Source organism: Cyclobacterium plantarum (genome assembly GCF_011290685.1).
Taxonomy (GTDB): domain Bacteria; phylum Bacteroidota; class Bacteroidia; order Cytophagales; family Cyclobacteriaceae; genus Cyclobacterium; species Cyclobacterium plantarum.
In genome coordinates this window covers 77,609-91,434 of the sequence record NZ_JAANYN010000017.1, presented here as the reverse complement: position 1 = coordinate 91,434, position 13,826 = coordinate 77,609, and the positions used below count along the sequence as shown (strand labels likewise).

The window sequence follows — 13,826 nt, the reverse complement described above, 5'->3', positions numbered from 1 at the left end:
GCAAGAAAAAAAATCTGTGGAAATCAGGGTTTATCTGTGGAGCATCCTATATTCCCACCACAGATTACACGGATTAATACAGAAAAAATCAAAAACAGCTCCACTTATATGGTTCTGTTTTTTTACCAAGCATATTAAAAGGGTAGTTGATGTGAAGTTTTATTTCACTTCTTTTTCAATAATTCTGGGGTTGAGTTTTACCTTTCTTTTGTCGGCTTTTCGCCTTATTCTCATGTTTACCAATTCAGTTCCTAAAGAAAAGAATACGGCAAAATAGATATAGCCTTTCGGTACTTCTATATGGAAACCTTCAACTAAAAGCATGAATCCTATTAAAATCAAAAAAGATAGGGCAAGTACTTGTAGGGTTGGGTTTTTATTTACAAACCTGCTAATGCTACCGGCAAAAGCCATCATGATACCCAAAGCGACTACCACGGCTATGATCATTAAAATGATCTCATCTACCAGGCCTACTGCCGTGAGGATACTGTCGAAAGAAAAAATAATATCCAATAATATGATTTGAAAGATTACTCCAGAAATCTGTTTTGCCGAATTGGGTTTCACCTCTTCTGCCTTCCCTTCCATTTTATGGTGGATCTCCATTGTGGATTTGAACAGCAGGAAAAGTCCACCCAAAGCCAAAATCAAATCTTTGCCACTTAAATCAAACCCAAAAATAGAAATAAGGGGTTGGGTGAATTGGATGATAAAGGAAATACCTAACAGAAGCGATATTCGAAATAACAAGGCAAACCCCAATCCCAGGTTTCTGGCTTTGGCTTGCTGATTTTTCGGAAGTTTATTCGAAATAATGGAAATAAAAATGATATTGTCGACACCAAGGATTATTTCCAGAAAGGTAAGGGTTAAAAGGGCAATCCATGTTTCTGTAAGGAGGAATATTTCCATAATCGGTATTTTTTTATTTCAACCAATAATTTAGGATGATTTTTTTATTTTAAGTATAACCTGAGAGGGAGATTCAATTTTAGTCTCCCTCTCAAGAATATTTAAACTCAATCAATTTCAATTATGGCGTTTTTTGGGATGAAAAGATTTCCTTTCAGACATACAATCTCTTCGGTAACTGCCCATATAGTGGTTTCCACTTGAAATAAATTATGTTGAAAGTCAAGAAAAGTGATTTTTACTTTTCCATGGGCTGTATTTCCCAATAGCATGGCCCTTTGCAGGTCCATATTTCTTTTTGTAATCTCGATTGGCTCAGACAAAACCTCCATTTTTGAATAATGGAAGTTGAGCAGTTCCTCTTTGGCTATGGTTTTCATAAGATAGAAGCTTTTTTGGTTAGCTGCTGCATGCACGCCATTATTTCGTTTTCCCATTTCTTGATCAGAATGGTTTCTCCCAAAAGATCGGAAAATTTTTCCCCGTCATAAAACTCTATGTTATGAAACAGCTCAGCCTTTTCCGAGTAAAATGAGAGCTCCAATTTATCGATCACCTTTCTGGTCGATGTTGGGCTTACCACTTTGTGGGATTCTTCTTTTATTCGCACATGACCAATCAAATGTAAATCAATCAGAACAGGTAAGCATGAATTGATGTCTTCTGAATAAATGAGCTTTCCTTTTTGGGGGTCTATACCAATGAAATATTTGTTTCTCCACAGGTCTTTCACCTGAATATTAAGTTGTTGATTTTTTGCAAAATCAGCCAGGAGTTTTTCTGCCAATGCAACTTTTGCTTTTACCTTTTTATTATTGATGTAAAAAGGCATAATGAAGGCAATGATGGCCACCATTGCCATGGAAAGTGTGATTATATCTAAATCAAACATGATGTTATTGTGTTTCTGGAAGGATCAAATCATGATCTTCCGGATGGAATTTTTGAAAGAAATACCTTTAACCTGCGGGGAAAGGTTATTTCCTGCAACAAAAGTTTTGTGCAGGAGGGGAAAAAGTTAGGGCTACCAGAAGTAATGACTAGGGAAGAGGGCCTCTCTGATGCCAAATTTGATAATTACAGTGCGGGCATTTGAAAATGAGCTTTGAATGCTACGCCCAAAATGTATTAAAATTTGGGGGAGAGGGGATACCAAAAGATCTCCTCCGTCAAAAATATTCTTTGGTAACTGGGATTGGGTTTGTAACCCTTCATTTGTCAGCGCAATGGGCCCTGAAAAATCATCGTAGGCTGGTTCGTAGGATACTGTGTTCGAAAATTCTGCTAAATGGATAGAAATAGCAGAACCTGAAAAATAAGCTTGAAAGACCATCAAAATGGCCAGGCAAACACCTACAAATGGTTTGACTATTTTTACCATGGATTTAATAGAACCTCTAATACCGACTATTACGCCGGAGTTGAAAATAAGTTTTATTTTCAGATGCCCAAAGCCAATTTTATTTTTTCGTCTTCATCTTCCGAATTCATCATGATCATTAATTTGTCACCTGAATGAAGCTCTGTTAAACCATTTGGGGTAATGAATTTATTGCCCCGGTTGATCAGGACAATCAGGCAGGTCTTGGGAAAATCTAATGACACAATTTTCTTCCCGTCTACACTTGCATTTTCAGGCAGTTCCACCTCTATCAGGGCATTTTTAAAGTCCTCTGACAATTCAAGGTCCAGCAGAGATCGTCTCTTCAATCCTTCCGGAACAGATAAATGAAGCAACCTGGCGGCATAAGAAAGGGTGGTTGCCTGTAAAGCTACCGAAGTTAAAACAATAAAGAACACTATATTAAAAAGCATACTGGATTTATCAATCCCTGCGATCAAGGGGAAAGTAGCGAAAACAATAGGTACAGCTCCCCTAAGGCCTACCCAACTGACAAATGCTTTTTCCCGGAGTTTGAATTTAAAAAATGCGAGAGAAATAAATACTCCTAATGGGCGAGCCACAAAAATCAAAAACAATGCTATAACAAATCCAAATCCCATAACCGGAATAACCTGCGATGGAAATACCAATAGGCCCAGGGTAATAAACATGATGATTTGCATCAACCAGGCTACCCCATCAAAAAACTTAATGAGACTTTTTTTATGAAGCATTTTCCCATTACCAATTGTAAGTGCAGCTACATATACGCCTAAAAACCCATTACCTTCCAATAGATCAATCAGGGCGTAAGTCATGATTACCAGACCCAGCATGAGTACCGGATAAAGGCCCTCGTATTCAAGATTTATCTTGTTTACCAACAATACAATTCCTCTTCCCATCATATAACCACCCAATCCTCCGACAAACATTTGAAGGAAAAATACAGGAATTAACTGAGGCCAGGTAAACCCGGACACAGAGATTAGCGATGTCAACCCAATCGTAAGGAAAAAGGCCATTGGGTCATTGCTTCCTGACTCAAGTTCCAATAAGGGTCTAAGGTTTCCTTTAAGACCTATACTTTTGGCCCTTAGAATTGAAAATACGGCTGCCGCATCCGTTGAGGAAACGATAGCACCCAGCAATAAACTTTCCAGAAGTGAAAAGTCAAAAAGGGTATAAGAAAACAAGCCAACAGCTATGGCTGTTAACAATACACCCAGTGTGGATAACATCAGTCCCGGACCCAAAACGGGTTTAATGGCTTGCCACTTGGTATCCAGACCCCCTGAAAATAAAATATAGGTTAAAGCGAGAATACCCATAAATTGGGCTACCCCGGGGTCCTCAAATTCGATTCCACCAATCCCATCAGAGCCTGCCAACATCCCAATGCCCAGGAAAAGCAGCAAAATGGGTATGCCTGCTTTGCCTGCAGTCTTACTGGCCAATATGCTGGTGATCAGCAGTAGTGAACCAATAATCAATATGTTTTCCGGACTCAATTCCATTTTGTGTAGTTTTTTTGTATTTGATTTGGCAGCCTATCAGGTACCTATTCCTTCTATACGATAAGTTTTCCACAAAAAATAGATACCGGGAAAAAATCTTATTCAAAAAAGTTTATTGGATTTTATAATTAAAAAAGCCAACATCCTTAGTTTAATGGATGTTGGCTTTCGGTTAGTATTAGGAAGGGTCTTATTTTGCCGGAGTAATCTCTATTTTTCGGAATTCAATAGCACCATGATCTCCCTGAAGCATCAAAGGCCCGGGCTGACCTTCATCACTGTCCAGAGCTCCTCCGGTAATACCGGGAATGATCTGATCGCAAATAATTTCTTTACCGTTTGCAACGATGCTTACCCTACGGCCCACAAGGGTTATATCAAAGGTTTGCCAGACTCCCGGAGATTTTACCACCATTTCATTTGGAGTTAAAAATCCATAGACCCCACCAAAATATATGGAAGAAGGCGGAGTGCCTTTATTATCTTCAATTTGTACCTCGTACCTGCCTCTCAGGTACACCCCGCTGTTGCTTCCCTCAGGGTAGCGAAATTCTACATGAAGCTTAAAATCTTCAAACTCCTGGTCTGAAATCAGGTTGGCCCCGGCCTCTTTGCTGGTCAGGATACCATTTATGACTTCCCATTGGTTCTGTGATTTGTCGGCATGCCATCCATCCAGGTTTTTTCCATTGAACAACTCAATTGTTTTGCCCCATTTTGGCGCATTCTCTCTGATCATTAAGGGAGCCTTTTCTCCTGTAAAGCTGTGTTTTTTTCCCATGCTGCTGGTAATGGTTCCGGACAATTGCCCGCCATCCAGTTTTCCTTCAAATACCATGTCTCTATCTGAATCATCCCATTGGGGAGGAATAGAAAAGCTGATTTCACCATCCTGGTAATTCACCCGGCTAATGGGTCTTGCGCTACCGTTGTGGGCCACGAAATAGCCTACCAACGTTCTGATCCCTGATAACTTTACTTCCAGCCAGGAGGGCACCTCCTGTCCATCCATGTTTACGGTTAGGTCCCATCTTCCTTGTATTTCATTGGTCTCCTGAGCTTTGACAGTATGGTTTGAAATGAGTAAGGTCAGAAGGAACAGTATTGGTAATTGAAATTTTTTCATCATCATGTCTTTATTGATTAATAATTTTAAAATTACTGGATTTTTACTTCCTTTTGAAACAGAATTTAAAAATAATGCCATAAAATAAAGATCCACTGGAATTTTGACCGAAAAGTTCAATTTTCTTTCCTACAGTAATTTTCTGTTCAGGTGACCCATAACAATAATACACCACATAACAGTCCAACCATTCCACCGATGAGTATTTCGTCGGTTTTGTGTCTGTCCAGCTGTATTCTGGACCACGCGATAAAGGGAATGGCCATGAGCAGCAATAGTGCCGGTAGGGGATGGATTTGCCACAAGCCAAGGGAAACATAAAAGGCCACGGCCATATGGAGAGATACTTTCAACCAGAAATTCAAAACAAACGAAGTTACCACCAATAGAAGCAATACCAGGCTTCCGGCGAACACCTGCCAGGGTTGGTTGCTGGTCCGGATAAAAAGTATGACCAATAGGGTAAGTACCGTTACGAGGGCAAACATGGAATAGCGATCTTTCCTTACAGAGACATCAAAATTGGTATAGATCCCTTTTTTGGTTCTGCTTTGGTTCCATATAACCAGGGGTATAATGCCAATTGCAGTAATACCTGCGAGGGTCCAGGAAGCCTTCCATAGCGAATGAATAGAAAAAAAAGTATAAGCCATAAATGTCAATATGAGGCTAATAGGGTGCGCAATGCGGGAAATGATCAGGGCGATGCGATTTTTCAAAATTTATTCTTGCGGTTGCTTATTTTTTAGTTCAGTTCCAATTTCAAATGTAAGCGTTAAAAGTTATTATTTCCTAATGCATATTTCGGGTTAAACCTTCGCCCCTAAGGCTAAATGCTGTAATTTAGCGGACGATTATAAAAAGTTAAATTTGTCCACCCGGTACAAACAAAAATGGAAGTAGCAGTAATCAAATACAATGCAGGGAATGTGCAGTCAGTCTTGTATGCCATGGAAAGGTTGGGAGCCAACGCTACCTTAACAGATGATTGGGAAACCATACAAAAAGCAGACAAGGTCATCTTTCCTGGTCAAGGTGAGGCAAGTACTGCCATGAAATACCTGAAAGAGAGGAATCTGGACCAATTGATCAAGTCTTTGGAACAGCCCTTTTTTGGGATTTGTCTGGGATTACAGCTGCTTTGTGAGTTTTCTGAAGAATATGATACCCAATGTTTGGGTATATTTCCGATACAGGTAAAGAAATTCCCACCATTGGACAAGGTACCTCATATCGGGTGGAATAATTTACAAAACCTGCATTCTCCCTTGTTGGCAGGATTGGATGAATCTGCTTATGTCTATTATGTGCACAGTTATTATGCAGCTGTTGATCCTGAATTTACCATCGCTACTTCGCACTATATAACGGATTTTTCAGCTTTGCTGCAGCGGGATAACTATTATGCCATGCAGGCCCATCCTGAGAAAAGCAGCTTAGCGGGAGAAAAGATTTTAACCAACTTTCTGAATTTATAATGGAAATTATTCCGGCAATTGATATCATCGATGGAAAATGTGTTCGCCTTACCCAGGGAGACTACAATCAAAAAAAGGAGTATGCCTCTGATCCTATAGAGGTGGCAAAAAGGTTTGAGGCTGCAGGTATCCGAAGGTTGCACCTGGTAGATCTGGATGGGGCAAAAGTGAAAAGGATCGTCAACAAAGATGTTCTGAAAGGGGTTTGCCAGTCCACTTCCCTGCAAGTGGATTTTGGAGGTGGAGTACAATCGGATGAGGACATTGCACTGGCATTTCAACTTGGTGCCGAGCAGGTCACCGGGGGAAGCATTGCCGTTAAAAACCCGGATTTATTTACCAATTGGCTACAGACTTATGGAGGCGATCGCCTGATATTAGGTGCGGATGCCAGAAACAGGAAGATCGCAATTTCGGGTTGGCAGGAAACGACTGCCATGGATTTAATGGACTTTATCAAAGATTATCACCAGAGAGGAGTGCAATATGTGATTTGTACCGATGTTGCGAAAGACGGCTTGCTTCAGGGGCCTTCTTTGGCGCTTTACAGAGAAATAATGGAGGAGATTCCGGAGATACGCCTGATTGCAAGCGGGGGAGTAGCTACAGTTCAGGATCTGGAGGATTTGGAAAAAGCGGGCGTATATGGCACCATCATTGGTAAGGCATTTTATGAAGGGAAGATAAGTTTAGCGGAACTCAGTACTTTTGTTCAGAATTAATATGTTGACAAAGAGAATCATACCCTGTCTGGATATCAAGGAGGGGAGAACCGTAAAGGGGGTAAATTTTTTGGAGCTGAGGGATGCCGGCGACCCTGTAGAGCTTGGGAAAGTTTATGCCGATGAAGGAGCCGATGAATTGGTGTTTCTGGATATTACGGCTACTGTAGAAAAACGAAAAACACTGGTGGAGTTGGTTACGAAAGTGGCCAAAACAGTAAATATTCCCTTCACGGTAGGCGGAGGGATTTCCACTGTGGACGATATTAAGGCCTTGTTAAATGCAGGGGCAGATAAAATCAGCATCAATTCTGCTGCGGTGAAAAATCCGGGTATAGTGGACGAGATGGCAAGAGAATTTGGCAGCCAATGTATAGTGGTAGCCATAGATACCAAAAACATGGATGGAGTCGACTTTGTGCACACACACGGTGGTCGAAGGCCAACTCTTCTTCAAACACAGAAATGGGCTAAGCAAGTCGCAGAGAGAGGAGCAGGAGAAATTTTGCTTACCTCCATGGATCATGATGGCGTGAAAAATGGTTTTGCCAATGAAATTACAAGTGAACTTTCGGCCATGTTGGGCATACCAGTAATTGCTTCAGGAGGTGCGGGTAAAATGCATCATTTCAAGGATGTATTTACCTCCGGAAAAGCAGATGCTGCACTGGCCGCAAGTATTTTTCATTTTAAGGAAATTCCTATTCCTGAGTTAAAAAAATACCTGCAGGCTGAAGGGATTAGTATAAGACTATAAAACTAATGATTAGCAAGGAAACAGGGAAGTTACCTGTTGAAAGATGCTATTGATAAAATGATGGATAATTTGACTATAGATTTTGAAAAGGTAAACGGCCTGGTTCCGGCCATAATTCAGGATATAAACACCAAAGAGGTGCTCATGTTGGGCTACATGAATAAAGAGGCATTGGATAAATCTCTGGAAAGTGGAAAAGTGACCTTTTTCAGCCGGACCAAACAAAGGCTTTGGACCAAAGGGGAGACTTCAGGCAATTTTTTAATGATTCAAAAAATGGAATTGGACTGTGATGCCGATACACTTTTGATTCAGGTAAATCCCAAAGGGCCGGTTTGTCACAAAGGGGATGATACCTGCTTTGCCCACGAGAATAACAGTAAAACTTTTTTTATTGATGAGCTGAGACAGGTCATTAAAGAGCGGAAAAGCAAGCCTTCAAGTAAATCATATACCTCATCCCTATTTGCTGCCGGAATCAATAAAGTGGCCCAGAAAGTAGGGGAAGAAGCTGTTGAAATTGTGATTGAAGCCAAAGACGATAACAAGGAATTGTTTATGGGGGAAGCTGCTGACCTTTTGTTTCACTATTTGGTTTTGCTGGAAGCCAAAGGATATGAATTGGAAGAAGTCATGGAAGTATTGATCAACCGGCATCAAAAGTAGATACAGTGACCGGAAAGACAAATTTATTTGTTTACGGTACCTTGAGAAGGGGTTTTAATCACCCAATGGGTCAATTTTTGGAGGAAAAGGCCAATTTTCTCAGCACAGGGTATATTTTTGGCTTATTGTTTGATCTGGGGCCTTATCCTGTTGCAGTGTGCTCCGATAAACATGATCAACAAATCGTTGGTGATATTTACGTCTTTACGGAAAACTCCAACCTTTTATCCATATTGGATGATTATGAAGGGGTAGGGGAATTATTGGAGACAGGAGTGACTTTCGAACGAAAACAAATGCTGGTAAGGTTGCCCGACGGATCTCAATTGGATGCATGGGCCTATCTACATGCTGGGTATATAGACCATTTGATTCCTATTGACACAGGGGATTACCTGGCTTACAAAAGCAGCTAGATTTTTATTGGGATAGAATAGAAAAACCAATCAAATATTTTTTATATTTGATTGGTTTACAGTTGATTACTTTCTGTTTTCTTCAAATTAAAATTTAAAAACCATGAAAATTTTAAAAATAATTCTAATCATCCTATTGGTGCTGATTGCGATTCCGTTGGTAATGGCTGTTTTTATCCAAAAAGACTATACTGTGGAAAGAGAGATTACCATCAATAAACCCCACGAAGAAGTATATAACTATGTGAGCAAGTTGAAAAACCAGGATAATTTCTCCACCTGGTCATTAAAGGATCCAACGATGAAAAAGACCTATACCGGATCGGATGGACAGGTTGGATTTATTGCAGGCTGGGAAAGTGAGAACCCTGATGTAGGAGTGGGAGAACAGGAAATAATTGGAATCGACAAAGGCAAACGTATTGATTATGCCCTTCGCTTTAAGGAGCCTTTTGAAGCTTCAGACTTAGCCTATATGGAGTTTGAGGAGGTCAATGCAAATCAAACCAAGGTTATTTGGGGATTTGAAGGCCACATGGATTACCCGATGAATGCCATGTTGGCTTTTATGGATATGGAAAGCCTGATTGGAAATGATTTTGAAGAAGGTCTGCAGCGCCTGAAGGAAATTCTGGAATAAACGAATTGTATTTTTTTCCTATTGAGGCCAATATGGGTGCCTATTCATTGCATGGGTATCGTTTTTGATAAAATAAAATTGCCATTGTGGAGTGGACTGATTTTATTATAAAAAATTTAAATTTATACTTTTTAAAAGTCAATCCTGTTTGAATTTTGTTGGTATTCAACTATTCTTTAAAATTATTTTGAATTGGAGATGCGCCAATTTGGATTCAACAATCAAAAGCTGATGGTATACGTTTATAATCTGTAAATCAAACTTTTATTTTGATTTATTATAAAAATTTTTGTAAACATTCTGTTTTATTTCTGGTTTCCTTATTGTAACAATTAAATCAACTTACCATGAAAAAATTAATGAGTGTATTCGTAATGGCATTGCTGTTGTCAGCAACAGTATTTGCCAATGATGATGAAAAAAAACCTGTAAAAAAAGCGGCAGACAAAGACATTGTTGAGTTGGCTGCCGGAACTGATTTTCTGTCAACTCTGGTTGCAGCGGTAAAAGCTGGCGGCCTGGTAGATGTTTTGAAAGGCGATGGTCCGTTTACTGTGTTTGCACCAACCAATGATGCTTTTGCAAAACTTCCTGCGGGAACGCTTGAAAACCTATTGAAGCCAGAAAACAAAGATCAATTGGTCAAAATCCTTACCTATCATGTAGTGTCTGGAAGTATCAAGGCATCCGATTTGGAGAATGGTATGGAAGTGGAAACAGTTCAGGGTCAGAAAATCAAAGTGATGTTGTCTGGTGGTAAAGCCATGATCAACGAAGCTACAGTAACAGCTGCCGATATTGAAGCGACCAATGGAATGGTACACGTAATTGACTCAGTGATCCTACCCGAAATGTAATAATCAATCAAAGAAGAAGCTGTTTCCATCTGGAAACGGCTTCTTCTTATTTTAACTTTAACAGGTTGTTTTGCAGAAAGACGATTTCATCATACTGGTTTAGGGTAAGGCAAAAATCAATATCCTTCTCCAGATGATGGTTTTGAAGTCTTTTGGCATGAGAGGCTTTTTGAAGAAATCCGGCTAAATTGTTTTTGGAACTTTGAAACAATGCTTCCATGGCCAATGTAGCATCACATTCATGCTTCCTGCCAATAGCCATTGAGAATGCCCCTGCAAATAGGGCATCTTCCACATTGAATCTCCCTTTCCAGCCAGCACAAACCACGAGGATATCATTATTCATAGCTTTCAGGTAATTGGCAAGCGCATTGATGTTAAGAAAGGCACCAATAAGTACTTCTGATGCCTCATTTTGAACGAGTGAAATGGCTCTTGTTCCATTTGTGGTAGTCATTGCAATCTTTTCGCCTGACAATTGGCGGTTTGTATAAGCCAGAGGGCTGTTTCCCAAATCAAATCCATCGGCTTGCTGCCCATTTCGTTCTCCGGCAATTTTCCAACCTTCTTTTTTATAGGCCCTGCATTGCTCAAGATCTCTTACAGGCAGTATACATTGAACTCCATTCGCAAGGGCAGTGACCATGGTGGAACTTGCCCTGAAAATATCTACCACCACAACGATTTTGCCCTTGATTTGGTGCAGGTGAATCAATTCCGGACTGAGGCAGGTTTCTATTGTGCTCATTTTTTGAGTAAGGGGAGTTTTTCTACCGTAGCTTTAATATTTTTCTTTCTAATCGATATCGCAATTCCGGTACCAGGTTTGGCATAGGCAGTATCGACATATCCCAGGCCGATGCCGATTCCCATACTTGGAGAAATGCTGCCAGAAGTAACCTCACCGATTGGTTCACCTTCCCTATTGACGATAGGATAATGGGCTCGGGGTATACCCTTATCTTGTAAGGTAAAACCTACCAGCTTCTTTTTTACTCCATTCTCCTTTTGTGCTTTTAAGGCTTCATGATTGATAAAGTCTTTAGTGAATTTGGTAATCCATCCCAAACCGGCTTCAATGGGTGAGGTCGATGCGGTAATGTCATTTCCATACAGGCAATAGCCCATTTCCAGTCTGAGGGTATCTCTTGCACCCAGACCAATGGGTTGAATGCCGTATTTCTGACCGGCTTCAAATATAGCCTCCCAGACCTTTCCTGCGTCCTTATTCCTCACATATAATTCAAATCCTCCTGCACCGGTGTATCCTGTTGCCGAAATGATCACATCCTTTGCACCAGCAAGGGTACCTGATTTGAAATGATAGAAGGGTATATCAGCTATATTTACATCAGTAAGCGGTTCCAGGGTTGGCAAAGCCATGGGGCCCTGAACTGCAAAAAGGGAAATATCATCAGAGATATCCTCCATTTCAGCACCCATGGTATTGTGGCTTTTGATCCATTCCCAGTCTTTGGCAATGTTGGAGGCATTGACCACCAGCATGTAGCTGCTATCATCTATCCTGTAAACCAGGAGGTCATCTACTATTCCTCCGGTTTCATTGGGAAGGCAGGAATATTGGGCCTGCCCTATGGAAAGTTTCTCTGCATCGTTTGAGGTGACTTTTTGAATCAAGTCTAGCGCTCTGGGCCCTTTTATTAAAAATTCTCCCATATGGGAAACATCAAAAACTCCAACCTTCTCTCTAACCAATAGGTGCTCAGCTATATCCGAGCTATATCTTACAGGCATATTATAACCAGCAAAAGGAACCATCTTTGCACCCAAAGATTCGTGAAGGTCATTTAGCGTTATCTTTTTGATTTGTTCCGGCATAAATATTTATTAGGGGGTTTTTGATAGGCCAAAGGTAATCAATGTGCTGTAATTTTCAGAAAAGGCCATAAAAAAAGACCACTTCAATATTGAAGTGATCTTTTTGGTTTTAGCTTATTGATTACCCCCCGTATCCGGGATTTTGAACCAACTCAGGATTCGCATCCATTTCCCTTTGAGGAATGGGTAGGACCATCCTGGGATCATCATAATTGTATTGTAAATCATCGGTATTATTGTCCTGGATTTCTCCTCTCGTCCGTTTGATATCATGGATATAATGCCCTTCATGGGCCAATTCCAGTTTTCGTTCCATCAGGATTTCTTCCAGGCTCAAGCTGGACTTGGCGGGCAAGTTGACCCTTGCCCTAATTCTATTGATGTCCTCCAGCGGAGTAGCTCCTACTGAAGTACCCTCTCTGAAATTGGCTTCAGCTCTGGTAAGGTACATTTCTGCCAGCCGGATTACTTTAACATTCCGGAATTGGTCTCTCCATTTATCTGTTCGTATTTCGCCAGCTCTTTCTACAAATTGTTCCAGCCTTTCATCGCCTTCCTCGTATTGGTTGATATGAGTGGGCAGAATGGTGACATCTCCATCCCTGCCACCAAAATCAGGAGTGGAATAAAACAGGTGCATGGCATTATCTGGATCTTGTGCATTTACCTGTATGGCAAACAAATCCTCCTGGGTATCGGCTGGGTTATTAAAAGCGGACATATAGTCATCTATCAAAGATTTGCCATTTTCTGTAGCAACAGTAATGCTGCGGTTCGCTGCATCTCGCGCATCTTCGAAGCGTTCCATCTGCAAATAAACCCTGGAAAGCAAAGCCGAAGCCACGTAGTTTCTGGCAAAAAAACCATTACTTTCAGGGAGTAGGCTCTCAGCCGTTTCCAAATCCTCCAATACCTGCTGGTAAACCTCTTCTACAGTATTTCGGGAGTCAAAAGTTACTTCCTCTAAGGCCAGAGTCGGATTTAACATGATGGGTACCGCCAGATTCGTTTCGGTATTGCCAGCGGCGTAAGGTAGTCCGTATAGCTTAACCAATTCAAAATAGACCGCACCTCTTAGAAACAGGGCTTCTCCGCGTACTCTATTCCTATCGGATTCATTAACTCGGTCTATTACTTCCAGTACATTATTGATTGTGTTTATTGTACTGTAGGCCCTAAGCCAGGTGTTAGTTATGTACGAATTGTTAGTGAAAATACTTTTATTGTACATTTCCCGAGGTTGGTTAAAAGTCCCCTCCCAACGAATCTCGTTGTTGGCGCCAAGCATTTCGGCATAGAGGATGGTCCTGCCTCCCAATAATTCCTGATTTCTTAAACCTGAATATGCACCTGTAAGAACTCGTGTGATTGCAGTACTACTGCCAAGAGCAATATCAGGCTCCACACCCTGGGCAGGTGTGAGTTCTAACTGGTGGTCACAAGAAAAGAGGAGTAGGCATGCGCTCATTAATAGCTGAAGTTGTATATTTTTGAATTTCATTGTTCTCT

The 13,826-nt window shown here is 40.8% G+C and carries 17 protein-coding genes; 7 read left to right on the top strand and 10 right to left on the bottom strand.

Annotation, left to right across the window (positions count from 1 at the left end):
• Positions 1-159: 159 nt before the first annotated feature.
• The 7 genes from G9Q97_RS23645 to G9Q97_RS23615 form a co-directional block, all read right to left on the bottom strand.
• Positions 160-915: a TerC family protein gene (locus tag G9Q97_RS23645; RefSeq protein WP_166151580.1), complete on the bottom strand. Its 756-nt coding sequence runs from the start codon at positions 913-915 to the stop codon at positions 160-162.
• Between the two features lie 107 nt (positions 916-1,022).
• A complete protein-coding gene (locus G9Q97_RS23640; RefSeq protein WP_166151578.1) occupies positions 1,023-1,295 on the bottom strand; it encodes a hypothetical protein in 273 nt (90 codons plus the stop codon).
• Entirely contained in the window at positions 1,292-1,807 is a 516-nt protein-coding gene (locus tag G9Q97_RS23635; protein ID WP_166151576.1) for a hypothetical protein, read from the bottom strand. Before G9Q97_RS23635 ends, G9Q97_RS23640 begins: the two co-directional genes overlap by 4 nt.
• Positions 1,808-1,939: 132 nt before the next feature.
• On the bottom strand, positions 1,940-2,296 hold the full coding sequence (locus G9Q97_RS23630) for a hypothetical protein (RefSeq protein WP_166151574.1): 357 nt from the start codon (positions 2,294-2,296) through the stop codon (positions 1,940-1,942).
• A gap of 59 nt (positions 2,297-2,355) precedes the next feature.
• Positions 2,356-3,816, bottom strand: coding sequence for a potassium/proton antiporter (locus tag G9Q97_RS23625; protein ID WP_166151572.1), 1,461 nt, complete (start codon positions 3,814-3,816; stop codon positions 2,356-2,358).
• Positions 3,817-4,006: 190 nt separating this feature from the next.
• Complete coding sequence (locus G9Q97_RS23620; protein WP_166151570.1) at positions 4,007-4,948, bottom strand: 3-keto-disaccharide hydrolase; 942 nt, start codon at positions 4,946-4,948, stop codon at positions 4,007-4,009.
• 140 nt (positions 4,949-5,088) lie between these two features.
• The gene (locus tag G9Q97_RS23615) at positions 5,089-5,661 is read right to left on the bottom strand and encodes a hypothetical protein (RefSeq protein WP_166151568.1); all 573 of its coding nucleotides are present in this window, start codon (positions 5,659-5,661) and stop codon (positions 5,089-5,091) included.
• A 174-nt stretch (positions 5,662-5,835) separates the two neighbouring features.
• On the opposite strand from G9Q97_RS23615, the gene hisH reads away from it, so the two are divergent.
• The 7 genes from hisH to G9Q97_RS23580 all read left to right on the top strand — a co-directional run bounded on the left by hisH (position 5,836) and on the right by G9Q97_RS23580 (position 10,478).
• Positions 5,836-6,420 (top strand): imidazole glycerol phosphate synthase subunit HisH, encoded by a 585-nt coding sequence (gene hisH, locus G9Q97_RS23610; RefSeq protein ID WP_166151566.1) that lies wholly within the window; start codon positions 5,836-5,838, stop codon positions 6,418-6,420.
• Complete coding sequence (gene hisA / locus G9Q97_RS23605) at positions 6,420-7,142, top strand: 1-(5-phosphoribosyl)-5-[(5-phosphoribosylamino)methylideneamino]imidazole-4-carboxamide isomerase (RefSeq protein ID WP_166151564.1); 723 nt, start codon at positions 6,420-6,422, stop codon at positions 7,140-7,142. Before hisH ends, hisA begins: the two co-directional genes overlap by 1 nt.
• A 1-nt stretch (position 7,143) precedes the next feature.
• Positions 7,144-7,899 (top strand): imidazole glycerol phosphate synthase subunit HisF, encoded by a 756-nt coding sequence (gene hisF, locus G9Q97_RS23600; protein ID WP_166151562.1) that lies wholly within the window; start codon positions 7,144-7,146, stop codon positions 7,897-7,899.
• 60 nt (positions 7,900-7,959) lie between these two features.
• Complete coding sequence (gene hisIE, locus G9Q97_RS23595) at positions 7,960-8,565, top strand: bifunctional phosphoribosyl-AMP cyclohydrolase/phosphoribosyl-ATP diphosphatase HisIE (protein ID WP_166151592.1); 606 nt, start codon at positions 7,960-7,962, stop codon at positions 8,563-8,565.
• A gap of 5 nt (positions 8,566-8,570) precedes the next feature.
• Positions 8,571-8,981: a gamma-glutamylcyclotransferase family protein gene (locus G9Q97_RS23590; RefSeq protein WP_166151560.1), complete on the top strand. Its 411-nt coding sequence runs from the start codon at positions 8,571-8,573 to the stop codon at positions 8,979-8,981.
• 103 nt (positions 8,982-9,084) lie between these two features.
• Positions 9,085-9,621: an SRPBCC family protein gene (locus G9Q97_RS23585; protein WP_166151558.1), complete on the top strand. Its 537-nt coding sequence runs from the start codon at positions 9,085-9,087 to the stop codon at positions 9,619-9,621.
• A 347-nt stretch (positions 9,622-9,968) separates the two neighbouring features.
• Entirely contained in the window at positions 9,969-10,478 is a 510-nt protein-coding gene (locus G9Q97_RS23580; RefSeq protein ID WP_166151556.1) for a fasciclin domain-containing protein, read from the top strand.
• Positions 10,479-10,524: 46 nt separating this feature from the next.
• Here G9Q97_RS23580 and G9Q97_RS23575 read toward each other — a convergent pair whose 3' ends face one another.
• From G9Q97_RS23575 to G9Q97_RS23565, 3 genes are all read right to left on the bottom strand, one after another.
• Positions 10,525-11,226, bottom strand: coding sequence for a 2-phosphosulfolactate phosphatase (locus G9Q97_RS23575; protein WP_166151554.1), 702 nt, complete (start codon positions 11,224-11,226; stop codon positions 10,525-10,527).
• Positions 11,223-12,317 (bottom strand): glycine cleavage system aminomethyltransferase GcvT, encoded by a 1,095-nt coding sequence (gene gcvT / locus G9Q97_RS23570; protein WP_166151552.1) that lies wholly within the window; start codon positions 12,315-12,317, stop codon positions 11,223-11,225. Before gcvT ends, G9Q97_RS23575 begins: the two co-directional genes overlap by 4 nt.
• A 121-nt stretch (positions 12,318-12,438) precedes the next feature.
• On the bottom strand, positions 12,439-13,818 hold the full coding sequence (locus tag G9Q97_RS23565; protein ID WP_166151550.1) for a RagB/SusD family nutrient uptake outer membrane protein: 1,380 nt from the start codon (positions 13,816-13,818) through the stop codon (positions 12,439-12,441).
• Positions 13,819-13,826: the final 8 nt, after the last annotated feature.